The 20,752-nt window shown below is 33.1% G+C and carries 20 protein-coding genes; 18 read left to right on the forward strand and 2 right to left on the reverse strand.

All coding sequences use genetic code 11. The features are described from left to right. The first annotated feature begins 194 nt into the window (after positions 1–194). Entirely contained in the window at positions 195–398 is a 204-nt protein-coding gene (locus tag ASC44_RS09345; protein WP_055447335.1) for a PID-CTERM protein-sorting domain-containing protein, read from the forward strand. On the opposite strand, the gene ASC44_RS09350 is transcribed toward ASC44_RS09345, so the two are convergent. After that, a complete protein-coding gene (locus ASC44_RS09350; protein WP_055447336.1) occupies positions 395–985 on the reverse strand; it encodes a riboflavin synthase in 591 nt (196 codons plus the stop codon). The genes ASC44_RS09345 and ASC44_RS09350 overlap by 4 nt on opposite strands. 66 nt (positions 986–1,051) lie before the next feature. Here ASC44_RS09350 and pdxA point away from each other — a divergent pair, with 66 nt between their 5' ends. From pdxA to accC, 6 genes are all read left to right on the forward strand, one after another. Next, positions 1,052–2,131 carry a 4-hydroxythreonine-4-phosphate dehydrogenase PdxA gene (pdxA, locus tag ASC44_RS09355; protein ID WP_055447337.1) on the forward strand — a complete coding sequence of 360 codons (1,080 nt, stop codon included), beginning with the start codon at positions 1,052–1,054 and terminating at the stop codon, positions 2,129–2,131. 72 nt (positions 2,132–2,203) lie between these two features. Further along, the gene (locus ASC44_RS09360) at positions 2,204–2,743 is read left to right on the forward strand and encodes a YceD family protein (protein ID WP_055447338.1); all 540 of its coding nucleotides are present in this window, start codon (positions 2,204–2,206) and stop codon (positions 2,741–2,743) included. Between the two features lie 9 nt (positions 2,744–2,752). Beyond that, positions 2,753–2,956 (forward strand): 50S ribosomal protein L32, encoded by a 204-nt coding sequence (gene rpmF, locus ASC44_RS09365; protein WP_013869593.1) that lies wholly within the window; start codon positions 2,753–2,755, stop codon positions 2,954–2,956. 178 nt (positions 2,957–3,134) lie between these two features. After that, positions 3,135–4,130 (forward strand): beta-ketoacyl-ACP synthase III, encoded by a 996-nt coding sequence (locus ASC44_RS09370; protein ID WP_055447339.1) that lies wholly within the window; start codon positions 3,135–3,137, stop codon positions 4,128–4,130. Positions 4,131–4,170: 40 nt separating this feature from the next. Further along, on the forward strand, positions 4,171–4,641 hold the full coding sequence (accB, locus tag ASC44_RS09375; RefSeq protein ID WP_055447340.1) for an acetyl-CoA carboxylase biotin carboxyl carrier protein: 471 nt from the start codon (positions 4,171–4,173) through the stop codon (positions 4,639–4,641). 78 nt (positions 4,642–4,719) lie between these two features. Continuing rightward, positions 4,720–6,072, forward strand: a complete 1,353-nt coding sequence (gene accC / locus ASC44_RS09380) for an acetyl-CoA carboxylase biotin carboxylase subunit (RefSeq protein WP_055447341.1) — start codon at positions 4,720–4,722, stop codon at positions 6,070–6,072. 38 nt (positions 6,073–6,110) lie between these two features. Here accC and ASC44_RS09385 read toward each other — a convergent pair whose 3' ends face one another. Continuing rightward, positions 6,111–6,653, reverse strand: coding sequence for a hypothetical protein (locus tag ASC44_RS09385; RefSeq protein ID WP_161805013.1), 543 nt, complete (start codon positions 6,651–6,653; stop codon positions 6,111–6,113). 77 nt (positions 6,654–6,730) lie between these two features. On the opposite strand from ASC44_RS09385, the gene ASC44_RS09390 reads away from it, so the two are divergent. The 11 genes from ASC44_RS09390 (at position 6,731) to ASC44_RS09440 (ending at position 20,715) form a co-directional block, all read left to right on the forward strand. Continuing rightward, positions 6,731–9,472, forward strand: coding sequence for a zinc-dependent metalloprotease (locus tag ASC44_RS09390; RefSeq protein ID WP_055447343.1), 2,742 nt, complete (start codon positions 6,731–6,733; stop codon positions 9,470–9,472). A gap of 242 nt (positions 9,473–9,714) precedes the next feature. After that, positions 9,715–12,558, forward strand: coding sequence for a T9SS type A sorting domain-containing protein (locus ASC44_RS09395; protein ID WP_055447344.1), 2,844 nt, complete (start codon positions 9,715–9,717; stop codon positions 12,556–12,558). Between the two features lie 184 nt (positions 12,559–12,742). Further along, the gene (locus tag ASC44_RS09400; protein WP_055447345.1) at positions 12,743–13,861 is read left to right on the forward strand and encodes an NAD(P)/FAD-dependent oxidoreductase; all 1,119 of its coding nucleotides are present in this window, start codon (positions 12,743–12,745) and stop codon (positions 13,859–13,861) included. Then, positions 13,862–14,548: a monofunctional biosynthetic peptidoglycan transglycosylase gene (gene mtgA / locus ASC44_RS09405; protein WP_055447346.1), complete on the forward strand. Its 687-nt coding sequence runs from the start codon at positions 13,862–13,864 to the stop codon at positions 14,546–14,548. Next, a complete protein-coding gene (locus ASC44_RS09410) occupies positions 14,541–15,002 on the forward strand; it encodes a GreA/GreB family elongation factor (RefSeq protein ID WP_055447347.1) in 462 nt (153 codons plus the stop codon). Before mtgA ends, ASC44_RS09410 begins: the two co-directional genes overlap by 8 nt. 54 nt (positions 15,003–15,056) lie before the next feature. Next, the gene (locus tag ASC44_RS09415; RefSeq protein WP_193787266.1) at positions 15,057–16,193 is read left to right on the forward strand and encodes an NAD(P)/FAD-dependent oxidoreductase; all 1,137 of its coding nucleotides are present in this window, start codon (positions 15,057–15,059) and stop codon (positions 16,191–16,193) included. Next, entirely contained in the window at positions 16,190–16,906 is a 717-nt protein-coding gene (locus ASC44_RS09420; RefSeq protein ID WP_055447349.1) for a methyltransferase domain-containing protein, read from the forward strand. Before ASC44_RS09415 ends, ASC44_RS09420 begins: the two co-directional genes overlap by 4 nt. A 104-nt stretch (positions 16,907–17,010) precedes the next feature. After that, on the forward strand, positions 17,011–18,063 hold the full coding sequence (locus ASC44_RS09425) for a type III polyketide synthase (RefSeq protein WP_055447350.1): 1,053 nt from the start codon (positions 17,011–17,013) through the stop codon (positions 18,061–18,063). A 56-nt stretch (positions 18,064–18,119) separates the two neighbouring features. Then, a complete protein-coding gene (locus tag ASC44_RS09430; RefSeq protein ID WP_055447351.1) occupies positions 18,120–18,917 on the forward strand; it encodes an enoyl-ACP reductase FabI in 798 nt (265 codons plus the stop codon). A 55-nt stretch (positions 18,918–18,972) separates the two neighbouring features. Then, entirely contained in the window at positions 18,973–19,410 is a 438-nt protein-coding gene (locus ASC44_RS09435) for a 3-hydroxyacyl-ACP dehydratase FabZ family protein (RefSeq protein WP_055447352.1), read from the forward strand. Between the two features lie 42 nt (positions 19,411–19,452). Then, positions 19,453–20,715 carry a beta-ketoacyl-[acyl-carrier-protein] synthase family protein gene (locus ASC44_RS09440; protein ID WP_055447353.1) on the forward strand — a complete coding sequence of 421 codons (1,263 nt, stop codon included), beginning with the start codon at positions 19,453–19,455 and terminating at the stop codon, positions 20,713–20,715. Positions 20,716–20,752: the final 37 nt, after the last annotated feature.

Genomic DNA, 20,752 nt, shown 5'->3' on the forward strand with positions numbered 1-20,752 from the left:
TTCTTTAAAAATGAGTTGTATAAAGCAATTTATATTTCTCTTTTTCATAAATTTATAAAATAAAAAGAGTGACTAATTTTTCTAGAATTCGGTATTTTACCGAAAAAAAAGAACAGTTCGTAGATTTTTTTTACCGAATAAGTACTTAAAAGTTTTGTTAAGACAGTTTTTTTTATAAATTTACAAACTGAATTATGATACAAGATAAAAACACATTAGCCTCAATCTTATTTGTATTAATAAGTTTTGTGTGCTCTGCTCAAATGCCTCCTCCACCTCCAGCGGGACCTCCAGGACCTCCTGGTCTACCTATAGATAGTGGCTTAGTACTATTATTTGCAGTAGGTATTCTTTACGGTATTTATAAAATGTATACGCTTAGAAAAAAGAGGCTTTAACTCTTTAGGGCGTTTAGTCTCGAAACATATTTTCCAATAACATCAAATTCTAAATTTATTATAGAACCAATTTTGAAGGTTTTAAAATTGGTATGCTCATAAGTGTAAGGAATTATGGCCACGCTAAACGTATCGCGTTTAGAATTAACTACAGTTAAACTTACTCCATTTACAGTAATAGACCCTTTTTCTATTGTAATATTATTAAGAGTAGAATCATATTTAAAAGTAAATAGCCAACTGCCTTGGGTTTCTTTAATGCTTATGCATTCTGCTGTTTGGTCCACATGACCTTGTACAATATGTCCGTCAAGCCTGTCTCCAAGTTTCATTGCACGTTCTAAGTTAACGGTATCAAAAAGCTCTAAATTTCCAATGTTGGTTTTGTCCAAAGTCTCCTTAATAGCAGTAACGGTATAGCAATTAGTATCAATATTCACAATAGTCAAGCAAACGCCATTATGTGCAACACTTTGATCTATTTTTAATTCGCTAGTAATTGTACTTTCAACTGTAATATGTAGGTTCTCTAGCTCCTGTTTAAGATTTGTAACATGACCTAAGGTTTCAATAATTCCTGTAAACATACTTTTAACTATATTATTTGGTTAAATTTGCGTGTATAAAATTACGAACAATAGTTAGCATTATTAATGAAGAGAGAAGAAAAAATAATTTTAGGCATCTCTATAGGAGATTTAAACGGTATAGGTTCAGAAATTGTTTTAAAGATTTTTGAAGATAATAGAATGTTGGATTTTTATACTCCAGTAATTTTTGCATCTATTAAAACAATGACTTTTGTTAAAAACCATTTTAAGCTAAACATTAATTTGAATAGCATAAATAATACAAACGAAATTATTCATGGTAAAGTAAACGTACTTAATTGTTGGAAAGAAAATGTAACCATTAAATTTGGTCAAGAAGACACTAAAATTGGTGAGTACGCTATAAAATCTTTAGAAGCTGCAACAAAAGCTTTAAAGGAAGAAACTATAGATGTGTTAGTAACGGCACCTATAAATAAAAGTAATATTCAATCTGAAACTTTTAAATTCCCAGGACATACAGATTACCTGGCTCAAGAATTAGAAGGAGATAGCCTAATGTTTATGGTTACAGATACCTTAAGAGTTGGGTTGTTAACGGATCATGTTCCAGTAAAAGATGTTTCAAGTCATATTTCTCCGGAATTAATAATAAAAAAGATAGATACCGTTTATAATTCTTTAAAAAAGGATTTTAGAATTAGTAAGCCTAAAATAGCAGTTTTAGGTATAAACCCTCATACGGGAGATAATGGTGTTATTGGAACGGAAGATGATACCGTAATGAGGCCAACACTTAAAAAAATTAAAGAAAGTGGTAAATTAGTTTTTGGACCATATGCAGCAGATAGTTTTTTTGGAAGCGATAATTATAAAAGCTTCGATGCTATAATTGCCTCATATCATGATCAAGGTTTAATACCATTTAAGACACTGTCTTTTGGTCAAGGAGTTAACTTTACAGCAGGATTAAATAGGGTGAGAACTTCGCCAGATCACGGTACGGCTTACGAAATTGCAGGTAAAGGTATAGCCGATACTAGTTCTTTTAAAGAAGCGCTCTTTACCGCAGTTAGTATTTTTAATAATAGAAAAGAATATGAAGAGCTCACTAAAAACCCTTTAGCTGTTAGTAAAAGGAAGCGTTTTGATGAGAGAAAATACGAATCAAAAAAGAAGTAAACAAAAAATTGTTAATAAGTCTGCTCAATAAATAAATAATTGTATATTTGCAGGCTCAAAATAGATGTGATAATGAAGCCATTGAAAGAGTTTACAATTCCATTTGTAGGTTTAAAAGTAGGAAAGCATCATTTTGATTTTGATATTGACAATAAGTTCTTTGAATATTTTGGATATGAAGACTTTAATAGTAGTAATTTAAAAGTTGATGTTGAATTTGTAAAAAAGTCAACACTTTTAGAATTACATTTTGAAGTTTCAGGAACAGTAAACGTTAATTGCGACGTTACTAACGAACCTTACGATCAAGCGCTTGAAAATGCTTTTGATTTGGTTGTTAAATTTGGAGAGGAATACAATGATGAGAATATAGATATTCTTATTATTTCTCATGGCGAATACGAAATTAGTATACAACAATATGTATACGAACTTATAGTGTTAGCTATGCCAACAAAACGAATTCATCCTGGAATTGAAGATGGTACATTAGATTCGGATATACTCGAAAAATTAGAAGAATTAAGTCCTAAAGAAAAGGATATAAAAGAAGACCAAGAGGAAACAGATCCTCGTTGGAATACATTAAAGAAACTATTAACGGATAAATAAAATAATAAAATGGCACATCCTAAAAGAAAAATCTCGAAAACAAGAAGAGATAAAAGAAGAACACATTACAAAGCAACTGCGCCACAGGTTGCAACTTGCCCAACAACTGGTGAGCCGCACTTATACCATAGAGCACATTGGTTCGAAGGTAAATTATATTACAGAGGTCAAGTTTTAATTGACAATGCTGTTGCAGAAGAGAATATTGCATAATTTACTATGCATGCATATAGAAAAACGCTCACTTGTGAGCGTTTTTTTTGTGATATATTTTTCTTTCAGTTAAAAACAACTTAATTTGCACGTTATTAACCAGAATTAGCTATTTTTAATAAAAATCTGCCTTGTTTTGGCGATTCCGAGCAGTTTTTGGTCAAATTAACTTAAAAGTATGAGTAAAATCTCTGCGGCAATTACAGCTGTAGGCGCTTATGTGCCAGAATATGTATTAACCAATAAGATTTTAGAATCTATGGTTGATACCAACGACGAATGGATAACCTCGAGAACAGGTATCAAAGAACGTCGCATCTTAAAAGGAGAAGGCAAAGGAACTTCCTATATGGCTATTAAAGCCGCACAAGACCTTCTTAAAAAATCTAACACAAACCCTGAAGACATAGAGCTTGTAATAGTAGCTACTGCAACACCAGATATGCAAGCAGCATCAACAGCTGCATATACTGCTACAGAAATAGGAGCAGTAAATGCTTTCTCTTTCGATTTAGAAGCAGCATGCTCAGGTTTTCTATTTGGCATGTCTACCGCAGCTAGATATATTGAGTCAGGACGTTACAAGAACGTCTTACTTATTGGAGCAGATAAAAACTCTTCAATGATTAATTATGAAGACAGAGCAACATGCATCATCTTTGGAGATGGAGCAGGAGCTGTTTTGTTTCAACCAAATGAAGAAGGTTTAGGTTTACAAGATGAGTATCTAAGAAGTGATGGGTCTGGTAGAGAATTTCTACAAGTTAAATCAAGTGGTTCTTCTTATCCTGTAACTGCCGAAACTATAGCTAAAAAAGAAAACTTTGTTTTTCAAGATGGAAAAACAGTGTTTAAAAACGCTGTATTTAATATGGCAGATGTAGCTGAAAAAATTCTTAAAAGAAATAATTTATCAAATGATGATGTTACTTGGTTAGCAGCGCATCAAGCTAATAAAAGAATAATTGATGCCACTGCAAGACGTATTGAATTAGATAGCGAAAAAGTAATGATGAATATAGAAAAGTATGGAAATACAACTTCTGCAACATTACCATTATTGATAAACGATTATGAATCGCAATTAAAAAAGGGCGATAATATTATTTTTGCTGCCTTTGGAGGTGGCTTTACTTGGGGCTCAATATATTTAAAATGGGCTTACAATTCTTAAAATAAACTAACTAAAAAAAACACTTAATAACTCTAATATTATGGATTTAAAAGACATTCAAAACTTAATCAAGTTTGTAGCAAAATCTGGTGCAAGTGAGGTTAAATTAGAAACAGATGACGTTAAGATTACAATAAAAACGGGATCAGAAGAAACAACAATTGTACAACAAATGCCAATGGGTCAAATGCCGCAAATGCAAATGCCAATGGCACAAGCTCCAGCAGCAGCAGTAACTCCAGCAGCACCAGTAGAAAGTGAAGATTCTAAATATATAACTGTAAAATCTCCTATTATTGGAACTTTTTATAGAAAACCATCGCCAGATAAGCCATTATTTGTAGAGGTAGGACAAACAATTGCAGAAGGAGATGTACTTTGTATAATTGAAGCTATGAAATTATTTAACGAAATAGAATCTGAAGTTTCAGGTAAAGTAGTTAAAATATTAGTAGACGATTCTTCTCCAGTAGAATTTGATCAACCATTATTTTTAGTAGACCCATCATAACAATTAAAAATCCCAATTACTCCCAATAATTATGCGTTTCGGCGCAAAATATGGGAGCATTTTAAAAATTTAAAAGTTATGTTTAAAAAAATATTAATTGCAAATAGAGGAGAAATAGCACTACGTGTTATTAGAACCTGTAAAGAAATGGGCATTAAAACAGTAGCTGTTTATTCTACTGCAGATGCAGAAAGTCTTCATGTAAAATTTGCAGACGAAGCGGTTTGTATTGGTCCAGCACCAAGTAGCGAATCGTATTTAAAAATGTCAAATATTATAGCAGCTGCAGAAATAACAAATGCAGATGCAATACACCCAGGTTACGGGTTTTTATCAGAAAATGCTAAGTTTTCAAAAATTTGTGCCGAACACGATATTAAGTTTATTGGCGCCTCTCCAGAGATGATCGACCGTATGGGAGATAAGGCAAATGCTAAATCAACAATGATTGAAGCAGGTGTACCATGTGTTCCTGGAAGTGAAGGTGTTATAGAAACATTTGAAGATTGCAAAAAAATAGCAAAAGAAACTGGTTATCCGGTAATGCTTAAAGCATCTGCTGGTGGTGGTGGAAAAGGAATGCGTGCTGTATGGAAGCCAGAAGATCTTCAAAACGCTTGGGAATCTGCTCGAGCAGAATCTAAAGCTGCTTTTGGAAATGATGATATGTATATGGAAAAGCTTATTGAAGAGCCTCGCCATATTGAAATTCAAATTGTTGGAGATTCAAGAGGTACAGCTTGTCATTTATCAGAAAGAGATTGTTCTATACAAAGACGTCATCAAAAATTAACAGAAGAAGTACCTTCTCCATTTATGACGACAGCTTTGCGTAAAAAAATGGGAGATGCAGCGGTAAAAGCAGCAGAGTACATTAAGTATGAAGGCGCAGGAACTGTTGAGTTTTTAGTAGATAAGCACAGAAATTTCTTCTTTATGGAAATGAATACACGTATTCAAGTAGAGCATCCAATAACCGAACAGGTAATTGATTTCGACTTAATTCGTGAACAAATTCTTGTGGCTGCAGGTGTGCCAATTTCAGGTAAAAATTATTTACCACAATTGCACTCTATAGAATGTAGAATTAATGCTGAAGATCCTTTTAACGACTTCAGACCTTCACCAGGTAAAATAACAACATTACATGCGCCAGGTGGTCATGGAGTGCGTTTAGATACTCATGTGTATGCAGGGTATTCTATACCGCCAAATTACGATTCTATGATTGCAAAGTTGATTACAACAGCGCAAACAAGAGAAGAAGCTATCAATAAAATGAAGCGCGCTTTAGACGAATTTGTAATAGAAGGAATTAAAACAACAATACCGTTCCATAGACAATTAATGGATCATCCAGATTATTTAGCTGGAAACTATACAACAAAATTTATGGAAGATTTTGTAATGCAAAAACCAATTGAAGATTAAAATAAAAAAGCGACTTGAAATTTTCAAGTCGCTTTTTTTTATAGTTTAAAATTTTCGTTAATCGAAGTTATAACCTGTGGTACTTTATCGGTTTTAAAGTCTAGAGTTATATTAAATTCGTTGTCTTGAATTTTAGTTATCAATAAGTGGCCTTGTGTCAAAACATAAGAGCCTGTTTGACCTCTACAAAAGCAGAGTCTTTCGAAACCAATATTTGCTTTTTGTAAATTTTCATTTGTTAAATTTAGTTCTAAGTTCTCCGGATCAATTTCAACATATATAAGTTCTCTATAGCTAGAATCTTGTACACCTTTCAATTCGTTTCGTTTATATTCAAATTTTAAAACCGTTTTTTTTCCATTTAAAATTTCAGAATAACTATTTCCAAACTCATCTTTTTTTATTGTATAAGTTTTATTCTTTAAAACTTGAAATGTACAAACTCCATCCTCAGGACAAGATATAGGTTTTGTAATATTTAGTTGTTCAGGTTTTAAATTCTTATTCGCATTACAGGAAAAAGAGATAAAAAAAAGCAATAAAATTTGGTGAATTTTCATAATCAAATATAGTAAAACCATAATTTAACACCAAAGATTTTTTATTTTGTTCATATCTGAATATATTTAGAGCTCAAAAAATATTAAACAAGGAATATATGAAAAAGAATTACTTTAGGTGGGTTTTTACATTAGCACTATCTATGCTGCTAACATTACCTGCTTTTTCTCAAAGTGGAAAAAAATTATGGGTTAAAACAGACGAGAATAAAGCGTCAAAAAAAGATTTAGTTTTTAGAAAAACAGAACCTATTAAAGCCGATTTCTATCAATTAAATATTAATGCCCTAAAAACAGAGCTTGAATTAGTGCCAAATAGAAACACTTTTTTTGGAGTCTCAAATGTTATTATAGATTTTCCTACAGCAGAAGGAGTTTTAGAATCTTATAGAGTAAAAGAGGCGCCAATAATGGAAGAAGCACTTCAAAATAAGTATCCAAATATCCGCACTTATATAGGAGAGAGTGTAAGCACTCCTGGAGCAGCCATTCGTTTTAGTGTTACTCCTCAAGGTTTGCATACAATGTCTATGTCTAGTAAGGGAACACAGTTTATAGATCCTTATACACAAAATGGTAATGAATATATTGTATACGCAAAAAAAGATTTACCGCTTTTAGATCAAAGTTGGGAATGTGGTGTTGTAGATGGTGAGGCTACTAAAGTAACTGAAGGTTTAAGCGTTAATGCACAAAGAAATGCCGACGATGGTTTATTAAGAAACTTTAGATTAGCCGTAGCAACGACTATAGAGTACTCTTCATTTCATTGGATGGCAGCAGGGCTTACTGCAGCAGATTCAGAAGCGGCTAAAAGAACTGCTGTTATGGCTGCTATTGTTGTAACAATAAATAGAAACAATCAAGTTTACGAAAGAGACTTATCTATTACAATGACACTGGTTGGAAATAACGATTCTATAGTTTTTATAGATTCTGATAATTTTTCTAATGATACCGCAAATTTATTAATTGATGAAAGTCAAACGGTAATAGATGGTGCGATTGGATTTTCTAATTATGATATCGGACACACTTTTAGCACAGGTGGTGGAGGTCTAGCTCAATTAAATTCTCCATGTACAGGAAATAAAGCAAAAGGTATTACAGGTTTACCATCTCCAGTAGGTGATGCTTATGATATAGATTTTGTTGCACATGAATTAGGACATCAATTTGGTGGACCTCATACATTTAATGGTAATGAAGGTAACTGTGCAGGCAATAACAGAACAGCATCTAATGCTTATGAACCAGGAAGTGGATCTACCATCATGGCTTATGCTGGTATTTGTGCACCTCAAAATGTACAAAATAATAGTGATGCCTATTTTCACCAAAAGAGTTTACAAATGATTTGGGACAACGTTACAATTGGTAATAGTCAATGTGCTACAACAACTAATACAGGTAACAGTGCACCTACATCTAATGCTGGAGCAGATTATACTATTCCAAGCTCTACTCCTTATATGTTAACAGGTACTTCTACAGATGCTGATGGAATAGCAACACATACATATACATGGGAACAATACGATTTAGGAGCAGCAGGATTACCTTTAGATACTAATACTTCTGGACCAATGGTAAGATCTTATACAGGAACATCAAGCCAAACAAGATTTGTTCCTAGAATGGAAGATATCCTTATTTCTGGAGGTGTTTCTACAACTTGGGAAAAATTAGCTTCGGTTGCAAGAACGCAAAAATTTAGACTTACAGTGAGAGATAATGATGTTTCGGGAGGTCAAACGGCTGTAGATGAAATGACAATTACTGTTAACGATGCGAATACAATACCTTTTGCTGTTACTTCTCAAAGTTCATTAACATCTTGGGTTGGAGGTGATACAGAAATTATTACATGGGATGTAGCAGGTACAAATGCAGGAGTAGTAAACTCACCTAATGTAGATGTTTTATTATCTACTGATGGAGGCTTAACTTATAATACTACTATAGCAACAGCTGTTCCTAATAACGGAACATATAGTATGACAGTTCCTAATATTGTAGAAGGGAATTGTAGAATAATGGTAAAAGGAAGTGGTAATATCTTTTTTAATATTAACTCAGCTAGAATTGCTATAGGGTTTGGTTTTACAGAAGTTTGTACAACTTATTCTTATGCTATTAATCAAACTATTACACCTAATGCAACAGCATTTGAGTTTTTTGATGAAGATGTAACAGATTCTGGAATTATTTCAGATGTTAACGTAAAATATGATATAACAACATCTAATCTTTCAGATTTGCATATGGCTATAATTAGTCCAACAGCTATTCGTTCATACCTATATGCAGCTGGACCTTGTACAGGAGCAGATGGTAGTGCTAATATGCAAGTAACTTTCGATGATGAAGCAACAGCAGCAATAGTTTGTGGTACAAATCCTTTAACCGGAATTGCAACACCTGCTAATATTGCAGCACCAGAGCCATTAAGTGGTTTTGATGGTCAAGAAATGAATGGAACATGGAGATTTATGACAGCAAACTTAGGTTCAAGTAATATGGTTTTTAATACTGTAGATTTAGAAATTTGTACATTAGAGCTTGCTCCTTTAAGCGTTGAAGATTTTGATTTAGATAATTCATTATCTATTTTTCCAAATCCAAACAATGGAGAGTTTACTATAAAACTAGCAAATGCTATAAATAACGTTAACCTTGAGGTATTCGATATTAGAGGAAGACGTGTATTATCAAATACTTATAAAGCAAACGGAGATTTTAATCAAAACATTAATCTTGGTAATGTAGAATCTGGAATGTATCTATTAAATATAGAAACGAACGGACAAACAACAACTAAAAAGATTATTGTAGAGTAAAACTTCTTTTCTTCAATATTTTAAAAACTCCGAAAGCAATTTCGGAGTTTTTTTATGGATTAAAAACATCAGAATATAATGTAGGTTATTCTGTAGTTTATTTTTTTTAAATCAAGTTTCTTAAACCTAATAATCTATAGGTTTTGTAGGGCTATAGAATGAATATTAAATAGAATTTTAACACAAAACCTTCAGTTTTATTTTTAACTTTCAGCCTTTAAATAATATTATCATAAACAATCATGAAAAAAACTACATTTACTTTATGTTTAATGTTTTTTTATTGTCTTACTTCTTTAGCACAACAAAAAAATAGTAATCAAAAAACATCTAAAAATTCGCATCAAGAATTTGAATTAACAGCAGAAACTATTAACTCAATTAACACAACAGGTTATGCACGTTGTTTAACAGATGAGAATGAAATAGCTTTAAGGAAGCAATTTCCTAACCGTTCAACAACTCAAGAATTTGAAGAGTGGTTAGCGCCTAAAGTAGCTAAAATACAAGCAGATAGGTTAGCAGGAAGAACTTCTATGGCAGTTTTTAACATTCCAGTTGTTATTCATGTTATTCACAATGGAGATGCTATTGGAACTGGAGAAAACATTACAGATGCTCAAGCCTTATCACAAATTCAAGTAATGAATGAAGATTTTAGAAGGTTAGCAGGAACAAGAGGAGGATCCAATACTACTGGTGTAGCTGTGGATGTAGAATTAAATTTTTGTATTGCACAAGTAGATGCAAGTGGAGCAGCTACAACAGGTGTTGTAAGGCATAATATAACACCATATAGTAACGATGTTGCAGATGGAGCTGGTGGAGCAGATTGGGAGAATCGTGCAGACACAGAGCAAATGAAAGTTGCAACGCAGTGGGATCCAACAAAATATTTAAACATGTGGACTATTAGAGCAGGAGGATTACCGGTAAATAGTGGAGGTCAATCAGGTCTTTTAGGTTATGCGCAATTTCCAGACAATACTCCAGGAATAGGCGGTATAAATGCTTCGGGAGGATCTGCAAACACAGATGGTGTAGTAGCGTCATTCGACGCCATGGGAACTAACGATTCTAACGATGGTACTTTTCTTTTAAATCCAACATACAACTTAGGTCGTACAATGACGCATGAGGTTGGACACTGGCTTGGTTTAAGACATATTTGGGGAGATGGGCCACAAACAGGTAGTTGTGGTGTAGACGATTTTTGTGCAGATACGCCAAATACAGCAGATCCTAATTATACTTGTGATTTAACGGCAGATTCATGTACAAGTTCTACAGGAATTGATCAAGTACAAAACTATATGGATTATACAAATGATGCATGTATGGATACGTTTACTCAAAATCAAAAAGATAGAATCCAAGCTATTATGGGAGCTTCTCCTAGAAGAGTAGAATTAAACACATCTACAGCTTGTACAGTAGAACCGACTATTTATATATCTTCTACATTATTAGAAAATATTAATGAAGGTAGTGATTGTGACTTTACAGATGTTGTAATAGATTTAAGTATTGCTACTGCAGCTTCTGCAACAGCAACAGTTAACTTAATAAATTCTGGAACAGCTACAGAAAATGAAGATTTCGAATTCATTAATAACTCTGTAACAATAGCGGCAGGAGCAACAACTACTAGTAATAGTATAACACTAAGAGTTTTTAACGATAGTTTTGTTGAAGCAGACGAAACTATTAATATAGCAATAAACGTAACTACTACAGGAGATGCTGTTGCAAGTACAAATAATTATATTACTACTATTCTTAATGATGATTTTGCAGTAGGAGACACAGCAGAAATTACTCACTTTAGTGACAATTTTGATGATGAAGATGTTTCAGATTGGACATTAACAGATAGTGATGGAGATGGTAACAATTGGGGCGATATATTTGCTATTAATAATACAGCTGGTACTCCAGTTACTCCAGTATCATTAATTTCAAGATCATGGCAAACTAACCCATTAACACCAGATAACTGGGCTGTTTCACCAGTAATAGATTTATCGTCAGCTAGTGGTGCTATAACATTAAATTGGATAACACAAGTTGCTGCGGCATCATTTGATTTAGAAAAATATAGTATACACGTTGGTACAGTTAACGATATCAGTGTTTTAATTAACTCTGCAACTTCTTTAACAGAAACTTTAGGAGATGCAGGCGATACTGGAGCACCAACACCACATACTTTAGACCTTTCTGCAATGGCTGGACAGGCACAAGTTTATATTGCCTTTAGACATTGGGACACTACAGATCAAGATTTTATTTCTATAGATGATGTAACAGTAACTTCAACTGTTGGAATAGACGTGCAAACGACTGTAAATAATGGAACTTTAGCTAGTAATAATCTTAATGCAGCAGGAAATGCTTTTTACACAGATACTGCATCAGGAAACATTATGCTTGATATAGACAACACGGGAGGTTTCGATTACGCTTGTACAACAGCTGAAGTTTCAAGAGACGCTGCAACTGCTGGTGCAGATGCTGTAATGTATGTTGGAGGAACAGATCCTTCATCATTTGTAACCGCTAAAACATTTGATATCACATCTGTAAATTCAAATACTACAGATCAAACAACTGTAACTTTTTATTTTACAGAAAGTGAAATTTCTGGTTGGGAAACGGTTACAGGAAATAGTAGAAATGATTTATATGCTAAAAATGAAGATACTGCTGATGTAACGTCATTAAGTATTACTCCATTTGGAACAGGTAGTAAATTAACAGGAACATTTAATACAGGAGTTGCCGGAACATATTACTTTGGTACTCAATTTTCATTATTATCTACAAACGACGTTAGTTTTGATAATTCTTTCGAGATTTATCCTAACCCAAACAACGGAAGTTTTAATGTTAAGCTTACGTCTACATCAAATAACATTAGTGTTAAAGTATATGATGTTAGAGGACGTTCTGTTTTTAATAAAGCATATTCTAATTCAGGAGCATTCAACGAAAACATTAACATAGGAAATGTTCAATCTGGACTATACTTACTTAATGTAAACGATGGAGGAAGAACAGTAACAAAAAAGATTATTGTAGAGTAATCTTCTTTTCTTAAAATAAATTTAAAACTCCGAAAGCAATTTCGGAGTTTTTTTATGGTGTTACTTTTGCTTCAAATAGCAAAAGTCAGGCTATCCGTTATATCTTTTTGAGAAAAACAAAAAGGATGCCACTACTATCCTTAACACAGCGCCACACTTAAAAATAAAATAATAACTTAGCATCATGAATTTATCTTACTGGGAAATAAAAACATGGCTAACCAACATAGACTATACAATTGTTGGAAGCGGCATAGTAGGCTTAAATTGTGCATTACAATTAAAAGAAAAATACCCAAAAGCTAACATTCTTATATTAGAAAAAGGCTTTCTGCCACAAGGCGCAAGTACAAAGAATGCAGGCTTTGCTTGTTTTGGTAGTTTAAGTGAGATTTTAAGCGATTTAAAACAACATAGTCAAGATGAAGTCTTAGAACTAATAAAGCAAAGACAAGAAGGTTTAAAACGTCTCAGAGAAACTTTAGGAGATATTAAAATAGATTATAAAGCATTAGGAGGCTACGAATTGTTTTCAGAAAAAGACAATGCATTATTCCAAGACTGTCTTTCTAAAAGAGAAGAGGTAAATCAATTACTAAAACCATTATTTAAAGCAGATGTTTTCAGTTTAAAACCAAACACTTTTCAATTTAAAAATATAAAAGAAAATTATATATTCAATAAGTTCGAAGGACAAATAGATACAGGTAAAATGATGGAAGCCTTACTTGAGAAAGTACAAGCAAAAGGCATTAAAATATTAAATAATATTACCGTAGATTCGTTTTTAGACAATAAAAGTTCAGTAGATGTTAAAACAAATCAATTCGAATTTACTACATCTAAACTATTAATTGCGACAAATGGTTTCGCCTCACAATTAATAAAAGAAACCGTAAAGCCTGCAAGAGCTCAAGTATTAATAACAAAACCAATTAAAAACTTACATATAAAAGGAACGTTCCATTTAGATGAAGGCTATTACTATTTTAGAAACATAGATAATAGAATATTGTTTGGTGGCGGAAGAAACCTCGATTTTAAAACTGAAGAAACCACCCAATTATCACAAACAGATCTCATTCAAAATAAGTTAGAAGAGATACTTAAAACCACAATATTACCTAATACACCTTTTCAAATAGAACATAGATGGAGCGGAATTATGGGCGTTGGAAGTCAGAAAAAGCCAATAGTAAAACAGTTAAGCAATAATGTGTTTTGTGGAGTAAGATTAGGAGGAATGGGAGTTGCAATAGGTAGCACTATTGGAAAACAATTAGCAGATATTACTTGTAACTAAATGAAAAAATTTTTCGAGTTTATAATTAAAGTTTTCTTTTGGAGCGTAGCATCTTCTATTGCTTTAGTTGTTGTCTTTAAGTTTGTGCCAGTACCAATAACACCACTAATGGTGATTCGTTATTTTGAAAATCCTTCAGAAAAACAACTATGGAAACACAATTGGGAACCCATAGAAAATATCTCTATAAACATACAATTAGCTGTAATTTGTACCGAAGATCAAAAGTTTTTAAACCACAATGGTTTCGATATTGAAGCTATAGAAAAGGCTTACGAGCACAATAAAAAAGGGAAACGCATAAAAGGAGGAAGCACTATAAGTCAGCAAACAGCAAAAAATGTGTTTCTTTGGCCAAACCGTAGTTGGTTGCGCAAAGGTTTAGAAACCTATTTTACTTTTTTAATTGAAAAAATTTGGAGTAAAGAACGCATTATTGAAGTCTATTTAAACAGTATAGAAATGGGAAATGGTATTTATGGTATTGCAGCAGCATCTCATTATTGGTTTAATAAACCAGCAGCTAAATTAACAGCTTACGAGGCAGCAGCAATAGCATCTATATTGCCAAACCCAAGAAAGTATCGTGCAAATCCAGCGTCCCAATACATTGAGAAAAGGAAACAATGGATTGTAAATCAAATGAATTTTTACGGTGTTTTAAATTATAAAACTAAAGATGAATAAATTAGAAAATATAAAGCAAGTACTCTATAATAAGTGTGTTCAGTTTACAAAAAACAGACTGGATACAATTAATAAAACAATTGAAGAATTACAAGAATCTTTAACCTCCGAAACCAAAAGCAGCGCAGGAGATAAGCACGAAACTGGTCGTGCAATGGTTCATTTAGAACGTGAAAAAGCAGGAGAGCAATTAGCCGAAATTCAGAAAGTAAATCACTTATTAGCTAAAATAAGAACAGAAAAAACGTCTAATGTTATTGGTTTAGGAAGTGTTGTCTTCACTACAAACGCTAATTATTATATAGCAATTAGTGCAGGTGAATTAGAATTTAATGATCAAAAATTCTACGCTATTGCAGCCAATACTCCAATTGCACAATTAGTATTAGGAAAAAAAACGGGAGACCAAATTAAGTTTAGAAATCAAGAATTTACTATAACAAATGTTAACTAACTTCTAAATAAACAATTTTCGGGTTATCTTTAGTAAAATTGAATTAGAAAAAAGTTGAATACACTTCCCTTAAATTTTGATGTCATTATTATTGGTGGTGGATTAGCAGGTTTAAGTAGTGCTATCCATTTATCTAAAAATAATTGTAGCGTTTTGGTTATCGAAAAAAACACGTATCCAAAACATAAAGTTTGTGGCGAATATATATCAAACGAAGTCTTACCTTATCTCTATTATTTAGGAATCGATGTTTTTAAATTAGGAGCTAAAAGAATAAATAAATTCGAGCTATCCACACCCAAAAATAAATTAGTAAAAGCAAACTTACCACTTGGTGGTTTCGGGATCAGTCGGTTTTGTTTAGATAATGATCTTGCTAAAAAAGCGATTGCGAATAAAGCAGTAGTTATTCAAGACACTGTTGAAGACGTCACCTTTGCAAACAATGCATTTTTAGTTAAAACAAAAGAAGCAAATTACTCCTCAAAAATAGTGATTGGTGCTTACGGCAAACGCGCGAATTTAGATGTTAAACTTAAACGAAGTTTTATAAAGAACAAATCGCCTTTTCTAGCTGTGAAAACACATGTAAAAGGCAATTTTCCTGAAGATTTAGTTGCGCTTCATAATTTTGAAGGCGGTTATTGCGGAGTTTCAAAAGTGGAAGACAATAGTATTAACGTTTGTTACATTACTAACTTCGAAGCCTTTAAAAAGTATAAAGATATCGACGAGTTTCAGGAGAAAGTAGTCTTTAAAAATACGGCTCTAAAATCTATTTTTAAAAACTCAGAACCAGTCTTTAAATCACCTTTAAGTATTAGTCAAATTTCTTTTGAAACTAAAAATCCAATCGAAAACCATATGTTAATGTGTGGTGATACAGCAGGCATGATTCATCCATTATGTGGAAATGGAATGAGCATGGCAATACGCAGTGCTCAAATGGCATCGCTACTTATTATTAAGTTTTGTAATGGTGAAATAAAAAACCGAAAAACTTTAGAAAAGCAGTATATTAGAGAGTGGAATGCAGAGTTTAAATTGCGTCTAACAACAGGTCATATTGTTGCTAATTTATTTAGTAAAAACAAATTAGCCGAAGTGTTAATTAGCATTGTAAAGTGGTTTCCTTTTATTCTACCACAAATTATTAAGCGAACACATGGTAAATTAATGAACGTTAAATGAGTCTATTGATTAACACAAAATATAGAAGTGAAGCGGAAGAGATTATGGACGATTTGGACTATAATGGTCCAATATTACATGATGCTCTAAATAAGTTAGCAAAAATAAACCAGTGGTTAGGTGGAAATATAGTCACCATAAACGGATTGAAAAAAGCATTAAAACAACATTCAAAAACAGAAACGATTACTATTATCGATTTAGGTTGCGGTGGAGGTGACATTTTAAGAGCGGTCTCGCTATTTGGAAAAAAAAACAATTACAAGTTTAAATTAATAGGTATAGATGCCAATCCACACACCGTAAATTACGCTAATAAATTATCGCAAAATTACGATAATGTAGAGTTTCAAGAGATAGATATTTTTTCGGAAGCTTTTAATAATTTAGAATACGATTTAGTATTAACAACATTGTTCCTTCATCATTTTAAAGAAGGCCAATTGGTTTCATTTTTAAAACCAGTGCTAGAAAAAGCCAAATTAGGAATAGTTGTTAATGATTTACACAGACATAAATTAGCTTATTATTTGTTTAAGTTGTTATGCACAACGATAAAGAATAAGACTATTGTTGAAGACGGATTGACTTCAGTATTAAGAGGGTTTAAAAGAAACGAACTTATAGCTATTTCAGAAAAAATAAATGCAGCGTATCAAATACAATGGAAATGGGCATTTCGTTTTCAATGGATTTTAAAAAACAGAAACTAAATAATTTAAAATAATAAGAATCGGCTTTGCAATCGCATTGCTTGGCAAGTAAACGTCAGTGAATCTCTGTGATAATTCAGCGAAACGCTGTGTAACAAAAAAGTATGAGCGTAAAAATAACAGCAGTAGCCAAACAATTACCAAAATACACAAGAGAGACTAAGGATATTATTCCGTATTTAAAACTATGGATGACAGGCCAAGACGAGCGTTTTCAGCGTAAAGTGATTAAGCTTTTTGAGAACGCAGGAGTAGATAGACGTTACTCTATAATGGACGCCGAAGAAGTGTTTTTTAAAACCTCTTTTCAAGAGAAAAACGATATCTACGCTCGCGAAGTCGTTAAATTAGCAGAGCAATCTTTGGTAAAAGCATTAGATAAAGCTAAGCTTAAACCTACAGATATAGATTATATTATTACGGTTAGTTGTACAGGAATTATGATTCCTTCTGTGGACGCTTACCTGATTAATAATCTAAAAATGAAACAAGATATCGTAAGACTTCCAGTAACAGAAATGGGTTGTGCTGCAGGTGTTTCAGGTATTATTTATGCTAAAAACTTTTTAAAAGCAAACCCAAATAAACGCGCAGCAGTTATTGCTGTAGAGTCTCCAACAGCAACATTTCAGTTAGATGATTTTTCAATGGTTAATATTGTAAGTGCTGCTATTTTTGGTGATGGAGCTTCCAGTGTTATTTTATCGTCTTATAAAGATGAGGAAGGACCAAAAATTATTGACGAAGCCATGTATCATTTTTACGATGCCACAACTATGATGGGTTTTAAACTCGTAAATACAGGCTTACAAATGATTTTAGATAAGGCTGTTCCAGAAACTATTTCAGAACACTTTCCTATGATTGTACATCCGTTTTTAGAACGAAATAATATGGCGATTGAAGATATCGATCATTTAATTTTTCATCCAGGTGGAAAAAAAATAGTACAAACCGTCGAAGACTTGTTTGGATCTCTTGGAAAGAATATTGACGACACCAAAGACGTGTTAAAACAATACGGAAACATGAGTAGTGCTACAGTTTTGTATGTTTTAGAACGTTTTATGGATAAAAAATTACCAAAAGGAGATAGAGGTTTAATGCTAAGTTTTGGGCCAGGTTTTTCGGCTCAACGCATTTTATTAGAGTGGTAACAAAAAGAAGTTTTGTCATCCTGAATTTGATACAGTATCTCATTAATTAAGAAAACATGAATAAAGACTTTCAAGATAAAAACTATTGGGCCTTAATTTTAGGAGGCTCAAGTGGATTAGGTTTGGCAACAGCAAAAAAGCTAGCGAAACATGGTATGAATATTTGTATAATTCATAGAAATTCTAGAGCGAAAGAAGAAGAAATAGCTTTAGCATTTAGCAGTATTAAAACGGAAGGTGTGCAGTTTCAATCTTATAACGTAGATGCTTTTAAGGTTGAAAAACGAGAACAAACCATTTCAGAATTAAAAGCTATTTTAGGAAGTAAAGGTAAAATTAGAACCTTAGTGCATAGCGTTGCTAAAGGAAATTTAAAACCAATGATTTCTGAAGGCAAGCCAACGTTAAAAAACGATGATTTTAATTTAACAATTAACGCCATGGCAATTAGTCTATACGATTGGACTATAGCACTTTTTGAAGCTAAATTATTTGCAAAGGATTCTCGAATTATTAGCTTTACAAGTGAAGGGAATACCAAAGCGTGGCAAAATTACGCAGCAGTATCTGCGGCAAAAGTAACGTTAGAAGCCATAACAAGAAACATTGCGTTAGAGTTTGCGCCTTTTGGAATTAGAGCCAATTGTATTCAAGCAGGAGTTACCGATACTGCTTCTTTGCGCATGATTCCTGGAAGCGAACAAATAAAAGAACACAGTTTAAAACGTAATCCATTTAAACGGTTAACACAGCCGGAAGATGTTGCGAATGCAGTTTATTTACTATGTAAAGATGAAGCCAGTTGGATTAATGGTTGCGTAATTCCGGTGGATGGTGGCGAACATATAAGTTAGAGTAATTGACTTTATGGGTTTTAAAAACGTGTGAGGTCTAAATAAAACTAGGACAATGACAGCAAGCCAAATAATAAAATGTTTACCATATCAAGAACCCTTTCTGTTCGTTGATGCATTAACGGCGTTTTCTTCGGAAGGCATAACAGGAAGCTACACTTTTAAAAACGATGAGTATTTTTATAAAGGGCACTTTAAAAATAACCCAATAACTCCAGGTGTTATTTTAACCGAATGTATGGCGCAAATTGGTGTTGTGTGTTTAGGTATTTATATGCTGAAAGATGAAATCAATGAAGAAAATAAGCCGCAAATAGCCTTAACATCTAGTCAAGTGGACTTCTTTTTACCAGTATTTCCGGGAGAGAAAGTGATTGTGGTTTCAGAAAAAGAAGTCTTCAGATTTAATAAATTAAAATGTAAAGTAAAGTTATTAAATGAAAAAGGCGAGTTGGTTTGTCGTGGACAAATTTCGGGAATGTTAAAAGCATGAAAATTAGATTTTCGCTTTCGCGGAAATGAAAAAAAGAAATAAATGAGAGTAGTAATCACAGGTTTAGGAGTCGTTGCACCAAATGGTGTGGGAATAGACGCGTTTACTAAAGCCATAAAAAATGGCGAATCGGGCATTACATTTCATCAAAATTTAGCCGATTTAAATTTTTCGTGCTGTATTGGTGGAATACCTCAAATTTCCGAAGAAAAAAAAGGAGCGTATTTAACACCTTTACAACTTAGAGGTTTTAATAGTTCTGGTATTTTATACGGTTGCATGGCTGGAATGGATGCATGGAAAGATGCAGGATTTAAAATAGACTCAGAAAGCGATTTGGACTTCGATAGTGGAACCGTTTTTGGAACAGGAACCTCTGGCGTAGAAAAATTTAGAGAAGCCATTTACAAGCTCGACGACAAACAAGTAAAACGATTAGGAAGCACAGTCGTTGTGCAAACCATGGCAAGTGGCGTTAGTGCTTTTTTAGGTGGAATATTAGGTTTAGGAAACCAAGTAACTACAAATTCCTCAGCTTGTACAACAGGAACTGAAGCCATTTTAATGGGTTACGAGCGTATTAAAAACGGACAAGCAAAACGGATGCTTGTTGGTAGTTGTAGTGACGATGGTCCATATATTTGGGGTGGATTTGATGCCATGCGAGTCATGACTTATAAACATAACGAATCACCAGAACAAGGCTCAAGACCAATGAGTGCAAGTGCATCAGGTTTTGTTCCTGGCTCCGGAGCAGGTGCTTTGGTTTTAGAGTCTTTAGAAACTGCATTAGAGCGTAACGCAACAATTTATGCTGAGGTTTTAGGAGGTAATATTAATTCAGGAGGACAAAGAAATGGTGGAACCATGACCGCGCCAAATGCTAAAGCTGTACAACGTTGTATTAAAGATGCTATAAAAAATGCAGGGATTACTGCTAAGGAGATTGATGTAATAAATGGTCATTTAACCGCAACTTCTAAAGATGGTTTAGAGATTGAAAACTGGACCAAAGCACTAGACCGAAAAGGTGGTGACTTTCCATATATTAATTCTTTAAAATCTATGGTTGGACACTGTTTGTCTGCAGCAGGAAGCATTGAAAGTGTTGCAACAGTACTTCAAATTAAGGAGCAATTTGTGTTTCCTAATATTAATTGTGACGATTTGCATCCTGATATTTCACAATTAATTTCCGAAGAAAAAATTGTAAAAAAACTTTTAAAGACAGAGGTGAACATTGCTGCTAAAGCCAGTTTTGGTTTTGGCGATGTAAATGGTTGTGTTATCTTTAAAAAGTATTGAGTATTGCCAAATTTGAAATAAACTGTCACACTGAGCT

It is taken from the genome of Lacinutrix mariniflava (assembly GCF_001418015.1).
In the GTDB taxonomy this organism is placed as follows: Bacteria; Bacteroidota; Bacteroidia; order Flavobacteriales; family Flavobacteriaceae; genus Lacinutrix; species Lacinutrix mariniflava.

What these genes read in the sequence shown, in the direction of transcription:
- ASC44_RS09370 (WP_055447339.1), top strand. Translation starts at nt 3,135, where the DNA reads ATGAGTAAAATCTCTGCGGCAATTACAGCTGTAGGCGCTTATGTGCCA.
- ASC44_RS09425 (WP_055447350.1), top strand. Translation starts at nt 17,011, where the DNA reads ATGAGCGTAAAAATAACAGCAGTAGCCAAACAATTACCAAAATACACA.
- ASC44_RS09400 (WP_055447345.1), top strand. Translation starts at nt 12,743, where the DNA reads ATGAATTTATCTTACTGGGAAATAAAAACATGGCTAACCAACATAGAC.
- ASC44_RS09430 (WP_055447351.1), top strand. Translation starts at nt 18,120, where the DNA reads ATGAATAAAGACTTTCAAGATAAAAACTATTGGGCCTTAATTTTAGGA.
- ASC44_RS09395 (WP_055447344.1), top strand. Translation starts at nt 9,715, where the DNA reads ATGAAAAAAACTACATTTACTTTATGTTTAATGTTTTTTTATTGTCTT.
- ASC44_RS09435 (WP_055447352.1), top strand. Translation starts at nt 18,973, where the DNA reads ATGACAGCAAGCCAAATAATAAAATGTTTACCATATCAAGAACCCTTT.
- ASC44_RS09350 (WP_055447336.1), bottom strand. Translation starts at nt 985, where the DNA reads ATGTTTACAGGAATTATTGAAACCTTAGGTCATGTTACAAATCTTAAA.
- rpmF (WP_013869593.1), top strand. Translation starts at nt 2,753, where the DNA reads ATGGCACATCCTAAAAGAAAAATCTCGAAAACAAGAAGAGATAAAAGA.
- mtgA (WP_055447346.1), top strand. Translation starts at nt 13,862, where the DNA reads ATGAAAAAATTTTTCGAGTTTATAATTAAAGTTTTCTTTTGGAGCGTA.
- accB (WP_055447340.1), top strand. Translation starts at nt 4,171, where the DNA reads ATGGATTTAAAAGACATTCAAAACTTAATCAAGTTTGTAGCAAAATCT.
- accC (WP_055447341.1), top strand. Translation starts at nt 4,720, where the DNA reads ATGTTTAAAAAAATATTAATTGCAAATAGAGGAGAAATAGCACTACGT.
- ASC44_RS09390 (WP_055447343.1), top strand. Translation starts at nt 6,731, where the DNA reads ATGAAAAAGAATTACTTTAGGTGGGTTTTTACATTAGCACTATCTATG.
- ASC44_RS09385 (WP_161805013.1), bottom strand. Translation starts at nt 6,653, where the DNA reads ATGGTTTTACTATATTTGATTATGAAAATTCACCAAATTTTATTGCTT.
- pdxA (WP_055447337.1), top strand. Translation starts at nt 1,052, where the DNA reads ATGAAGAGAGAAGAAAAAATAATTTTAGGCATCTCTATAGGAGATTTA.
- ASC44_RS09360 (WP_055447338.1), top strand. Translation starts at nt 2,204, where the DNA reads ATGAAGCCATTGAAAGAGTTTACAATTCCATTTGTAGGTTTAAAAGTA.
- ASC44_RS09440 (WP_055447353.1), top strand. Translation starts at nt 19,453, where the DNA reads ATGAGAGTAGTAATCACAGGTTTAGGAGTCGTTGCACCAAATGGTGTG.
- ASC44_RS09410 (WP_055447347.1), top strand. Translation starts at nt 14,541, where the DNA reads ATGAATAAATTAGAAAATATAAAGCAAGTACTCTATAATAAGTGTGTT.
- ASC44_RS09345 (WP_055447335.1), top strand. Translation starts at nt 195, where the DNA reads ATGATACAAGATAAAAACACATTAGCCTCAATCTTATTTGTATTAATA.
- ASC44_RS09420 (WP_055447349.1), top strand. Translation starts at nt 16,190, where the DNA reads ATGAGTCTATTGATTAACACAAAATATAGAAGTGAAGCGGAAGAGATT.